3 protein-coding genes are annotated in these 6196 nt (G+C 50.2%); 1 reads left to right on the top strand and 2 read right to left on the bottom strand.

Going from position 1 to position 6196, the window contains the following annotated elements; translation table 11 throughout:
• Positions 1-228 precede the first annotated feature (228 nt).
• The gene (locus DWV48_RS03120) at positions 229-3297 is read left to right on the top strand and encodes an N-acetylmuramoyl-L-alanine amidase (RefSeq protein ID WP_118653361.1); all 3069 of its coding nucleotides are present in this window, start codon (positions 229-231) and stop codon (positions 3295-3297) included.
• Between the two features lie 68 nt (positions 3298-3365).
• Here DWV48_RS03120 and DWV48_RS03115 read toward each other — a convergent pair whose 3' ends face one another.
• Together DWV48_RS03115 and DWV48_RS03110 are read right to left on the bottom strand one after the other, a co-directional pair.
• Positions 3366-4307 (bottom strand): DMT family transporter, encoded by a 942-nt coding sequence (locus DWV48_RS03115; protein WP_118653359.1) that lies wholly within the window; start codon positions 4305-4307, stop codon positions 3366-3368.
• Positions 4308-4310: 3 nt separating this feature from the next.
• Positions 4311-6080, bottom strand: a complete 1770-nt coding sequence (locus DWV48_RS03110; protein ID WP_118653357.1) for an NTP transferase domain-containing protein — start codon at positions 6078-6080, stop codon at positions 4311-4313.
• Positions 6081-6196 lie beyond the last annotated feature (116 nt).

The raw sequence follows: 6196 nt of genomic DNA, 5'->3' as shown, positions 1-6196 counted from the left end.
ATCCTCTCGTAGATTTGTTCAAGAAGGTGTTGCCACATCAGGAGTACCCGCTCGCCGCCTCCCTCGGGGGCTTCAGGGCCGACGTCCGCTACGAGGCGGCCGGCGCCCCGCTGGGGTGGTGACCAACATTTGCTTTATGCCGACTAAGTATAGCCCCTCCATATCCCCCGATCGAAGCGGTGCCGTATAATTAGCCTCGCATCCGAGACCATTGAATGGGAGCATCGAATGAAGATACGAAATCGTGCCAAAGCCGCCTTTATCCCACTGCTGCTCATGCTTCTAACCATTCTCCCCAACCAAGCTTTTGCACAAGATATTGGTATTGGTTTTGTATACATAGATCATGCGGAAGTCCCAGTGGGAGGAATTCAGAATATCGCCATCATAGCTGATGAAGATATAAAGCTTACCCATGCCTCACTTGGATATCGTGTCTACGACGATTCGTATCGAACGGCCGCATCGGCAATAAACGGGAATGCCGCCCTGTTCAGCATACCTATTGACAAAAGCGCACCTTATTATCTTGATTCCGTGACATTCGAGTCCATCGAAGGGCAAGCGGAAATCAGTATCGCCGACAGCGAGACACAAAGCGTTAGTTTCGATGGTGTAGTTAACGGAAAGACCAAACTGTCTACTGCACCAAGCGATGAGCTTGTCATGTATACCCTCAATGAGCACAATGAGCTAAGTACCTCTGTAGAGGATGCAAACGAAGTACTCGCTGCGGCGTCGTCTGAAAAGACAACACGCTCTCTTTCAAAAGACAATCTCATCATTGCATTAGACCCCGGACATGGCGGCTATGATCCAGGTGCCGTATATTTCAATTTGCGTGAAAAAGATCTTACGCTCAAAATTGCCAGCTATTGCAAATCTGCGCTCGATACCTACAGCGGCGTGGGGGTCTACATGACCCGAACAACGGACGCCTCCGTAGGATCAAACACGTCTGAGGATCTACAGAATCGTGTCACAAATTCAATTAGTAACGGCGCAGATGTCATCGTAAGTCTTCATATCAACTCCGGTGGGGGCAACGGAGCCGAAGTTTATTATCCAAACACCAGTAGTTGGAAATATGAAGAGACGCATGGCCAGGGAAAAACTCTCGCACAGAACATCCTCGATAAACTGGTTGGTCTAGGCCTGACCAACCGCGGTATTAAGATGCGCGATTACGGCACGGGCGGATCGTACGCCGACGGATCGATGGCAGATTACTACGCAATTCTCCGCCATGCTCGCAGCGCCGGCATACCCGCAATCATCGTTGAACATGCGTTTATTGATAATCCTGCAGACATCAACAAGCTCAGCAGCGACACATGGTTGCACAATATGGGTGAAGCGGATGCGGAGGGCTTAGCCCAAACTTATGGCCTTGCAAAACGAGGGTCTTCAGAATGGAGGTACACGAACGGCGCATGGCAGTACCATGTTGCTGGTAAAGTCCAAACCGGCTGGTTTATGGCGGCAGGCTCTTGGTACTACGCTGATGGAAGCGGCAATTGTCTGACCGGATGGCAAGCCATTAACGGGAATTGGTATTACCTCGATCCCGTAAATGCCTTCATGCACCGAGGTTGGCTCACCAAAGGCAAAACCACCTATTACCTCAACTATAATGGCGACATGGCTGTTGGCTGGAAAAATATCGATGCAAAACGATATTACTTCTTCCCCGATGGACACATGGCAACGGGCGTCCAGATCGTTGATGGCAAGAAATGGGAGTTCGGGTCTGACGGTGTGCTCATCATCAAGAATGGCTGGCATCTTGAAGGCGATACGTGGTTTTACTACATTAACAGTGAAAAAAGAACCGGCTGGCTCTTCCAAGGTGGAAATTGGTATTGGTTGAGCAGTGACGGCTCCATGGCAACCGGGCTCAAAACGATTGCCGACAAACGCTATTATTTTGCACCTTCTGGCGCGATGCAAACGGGCTGGCAGCTTGTAGACAATAATTGGTATCTTTTTGACGGATCCGGCGAGGCACTATCCGGGTGGCAGAACATAGGGGGAACTTGGTACTACCTCAACCCTCAAACAAATGTGATGCTCAACGGGTGGTACATCGTTGATGGCTCTTGGTACTACTCCAATTCGTCTGGCGCGATGCTTACCGGGTGGCAGAGCATAGGCGGAACATGGTACTACCTCCACGGCTCAGGAGCTATGGCAACTGGATGGCTCAACCAAGGGCCAACGTGGTATTACCTCGATCAGGCAAGCGGTGCGATGAAAACGGGCTGGTACATCGCTGACGGCTCATGGTATTACTCCTACGCGTCCGGCGCCATGGCGACCGGATGGCTCAAGCTTGGGGATACGTGGTATTTTCTTCATGATTCTGGCGCAATGACAACCGGCTGGCACACCATAAACGGTACGTGGTACTTCTTTAGTTCATCTGGCGCCATGGCAACTGGATGGGGGTTCGACGGCAGTGCATGGTCCCAGTTCGCCCCCTCGGGCGCTTGGATCGGCTATGGGGAAGGCTGGCAGCTTATCGATGGCACGTGGTATTTCTTACATGTGGGGATTCCGGTCACGGGTTGGTCGCTATTAGGCGGAACGTGGTATTACCACGACCAAAATGGAGCAATGCTAACAGGCTGGCAAGACTACAACGACTCGCGTTACTATATGCACGCGAGCGGAGCTATGGCAACTGGCTGGAATCTCATAAACGGAAAGTATGATTACTTCTCAGCCGGCGGCCAATGGGACTCGCAAAAATCGCAAGCCTTGATGCCCATTATTGCCTCGAGCCCCAACAAAGGCGCGACAGTCAAAAAGATGGTCGCCGCATATACGATGTCAGCTGCTCAATATCCAACAAAAGCACTCTCTAAGGGCGGAGCAGACTCCATTTTGGCCTTTTGCAACATCTTGTACGATGAGGCAAGCGCAGAAGGCGTTGACCCTCGTGTCCTTTTCTGTCAGGCGATGCTAGAGACCGGTTACCTTAGATTCGGAGGAGCGGTTACCATCGACCAATACAACTTTGGTGGACTCGGAGCAACAGACGGGGGTGGAAAGCCAGCAAGCTTTAAAGATGTAAAAACTGGGCTCAGGGCGCAAGTACAGCACCTCAAAGCATATGCTCAGGAAAATCCTGTGCTCACTAACGCCTGCGTTGATCCACGGTTCAACTTGGTTAAAAAAGGAAGCTCCCCCTACGTCCAACATCTTGGCATCCAAGAAAACCCCCATCATGTTGGATGGGCGTCAAGCAAAGAATATGGGATTAAAATCGTCACGATGATCATGTCAATATTCTAGGCTACCAACAGGGGCCGTCGCGTACATCGCACGACGGCCCCGTCCTAAGGCCACTCCTCAATTCGAGATTACCGAACTGCTTTCTTTCCAAATAGCTCATTCCAGTCGCACGCTGCAAGGATCGTACCCACAAGAATTACCATGCAGCAGATAATAGTAGAAATAGTTGGAACCGCCCCCAGCAGAATAAGGCCGAACAGTACCGCCCAGGCAGAATAAGAAATATTCAACGCCATCGCACGAGAGGCACCGATCACCGCGATACCCTTGTAGTAGAAGAGATATGAAGCAGCCCCCGCCAAGCCAGCGAGCGCGATGTAGCCAGTCGCCAAACTTGGAATGGCCTGCAAAGTAAAGCCCCAGGCCCCCATGGCGGGCAAAACAATCAGCCCGTATACAAGGGCGGATGTCGTCTCTCTGATCTGCAAAGCCGTCTCATTATCAACAGAGTCGTCCTTCATGCCCCATGCGCATAAGACAGCCTCAGAACCCCAACCGACAACGGTCAAGAGAGCGCCAAGCAATCCGAATGGAGCATTTACAACCTGAGAGTCACCGGCAGACAACAGTCCCATGGCCATTACGCCAAAGAGACCCACAAATAGGGCAACAATCTGGCCTTTGGTCATCTTCTCTTTAAGCAGCAGGAACGCGAGAAATGCACCAACTGCTGGATAGAAAGCAGAGATGATGGCAGTGTAAGCGGCCCCCAGATTGGCAATGGCAACCACATACCCCGTCATTCCAATAGGGCCTCCAAGCAGGGCACCAGCCATCACGACCTTCCCCGACCTTGTTTTGAGGGCGTTAAGGGTGTCGGCAAAACGATGGCGTACGCCCATATAACCAAGCAACCATATAGCGCAAAACGCATCATGTAAAAACGAACCGACGATGGAGGCAAAAGCAAGCGCCTCCACTGATCCAATATATGGTGCAAGGGCAAGCCCGATTCCAAGAATCACTGTATCGAGTCCCCATAGAACACCGCTGAACAGACCGTACTTCATGTTCTACTCCTCCCCGTACAGAGCAAGCGCCTTGTCGATATAAAGAACTGCGTAGTTGTAGTAGATGTAAAGCCATTCACCCACAAAATCACCCTCGGCTTCTTTGAGAAGCGACCAAAGATACCAACACCAGCCGGCAAGCGCGATATGTGCGAGATTATGACGACGCTCCTCCAAGGTGGGTTCACGATCGAAATACGCAACTAGAGCCTTATCCACTTCTTTCTCGGACAATTGACAGCACACGCAGAATGTACCGAAATCGTTGGCATAATCGCTCATTCCGGCGTATTCCCAATCAATAAGGTAATAGGCGTCGTCCTCGTCAACGAGGAAATTAAGCTCAAAGAAATCGTTATGGCAAAGGCAAACGGGTGCCCCGTCTTCATTAACATGCGATGCGAGCCTGTCGAAGCGAACGGCAAGTTCATGATAGCCGGGGATATCAATCGGACCCTTTTCGAGCAGCAAGGCTTCGTATCGCTTGGCTTCTCGGAAGAAATTAAAATGCCTGTCGACAATCACATCGCATGCATGGAGATCGTGAGCCATGCGCATAGTTTTTGCGACCTGCCCGGCATCATGTGGATCGATATTTCGACAATTAGGAATAAACTTGCTTATTTTCCAACCACGCTTGGGATCCTCGAAAATATACGTGCCATCAAGTCCAAGTTCACGCGCAACCTTCTGCGCTGCAACCTCTCCCTCGCGGTCAATCAGCAATTCAGTTCCCACGCCTGGATGACGATACACATACTCACCGGAGTCTGTCGCGAAATGGCAGGAAAGATTTGTAAGCCCCTGCTTAAGCGGATAGACATCATGAATCTCGCTCTTTGAACAGCCTAGAATCTGGACGATATTATCGAAGATATCGGAATCGACATTTTCGATAAAAGCCGGATCGAAAACACGAAGCTCATCGAGAGAGTCAAACTCATTAATAATGCCATCATCATACGGACGAATCACCATATCAAATTCCTTGATATGGTCGATGAACAAATCCTCCCAAAGCTTGTCAATCGTTTCGGGCTTGTCATACTCCGATTCGAGCACTTCAACCATATGTTTAGAGAAGGCTCGATCGAAATAAACATGCCCAAGCATGTACCAAGCGTGGGAGCCGCCTACGGAGACGTCAATGATACGGTCATGAGAACCCGTCTTCATACACCACTCGCTCGTTGAGCCCTCCGACCATTGAGCAGCGTAATATGCATGCCAGACGTACGGCTCAAAAGGATTAGTCGTGAAATAGTCGTCAGAGGAACAGACGTAAGTGTTCCCCAGCCGATTGCGAACCCGATAGAGCGAAGAATGGTTGTTGCGCGAAGCATACTCATCGTTAACGACAATACTCACGCTGTACTTACTTTCAAGATAGAAGAAATACGCCTTTTTATAACCCACCACGACTGTAATGTCGGAGACACCTGCATCTCGGAGCTGCTCAATCTGACGCTCAATAAGTACCTCTCCCCTAACCCGCAAGAGACCTTTGGGTTTTTCATAGGAGATGGGTGCAAAGCGACTAGAGAGGCCGGCAGCCAGGATGATGGCATTATCGACTTTGTATGGATGCAAGGCCTCGAATCCAGCATCGGTTATCTCAGCACCGTCAATAAGGCCCTGTTTCGCAAGATCTCTGACTGCAGCGTTGACAGTACCCAGAGATAGACCAGTCTTCTCGGCGATCTCTCGCTGGCCACATCCAGAGCACTCACGAATACGGTTTAGAACCTCAAATGATCTTCTCGAGAGGGGCATGGCGGACTCCTATGTTCAGAACTAGTATCTCAGTTCAGTATACTGAACAGTGTTCAGATATCAATATTAGATTTATAGATTTGAACAGTTAAACTGAATTTAGCACAACGGATGAC

The organism is Collinsella sp. AF08-23 (assembly GCF_003479805.1).
Classification (GTDB): Bacteria; Actinomycetota; Coriobacteriia; order Coriobacteriales; family Coriobacteriaceae; genus Collinsella.
The sequence above is the reverse complement of the archived record's forward strand: the minus strand, read 5'-3'. Positions and strand labels throughout refer to the sequence as shown.

What these genes read in the sequence shown, in the direction of transcription:
- DWV48_RS03120 (WP_118653361.1), top strand. Translation starts at nt 229, where the DNA reads ATGAAGATACGAAATCGTGCCAAAGCCGCCTTTATCCCACTGCTGCTC.
- DWV48_RS03115 (WP_118653359.1), bottom strand. Translation starts at nt 4,307, where the DNA reads ATGAAGTACGGTCTGTTCAGCGGTGTTCTATGGGGACTCGATACAGTG.
- DWV48_RS03110 (WP_118653357.1), bottom strand. Translation starts at nt 6,080, where the DNA reads ATGCCCCTCTCGAGAAGATCATTTGAGGTTCTAAACCGTATTCGTGAG.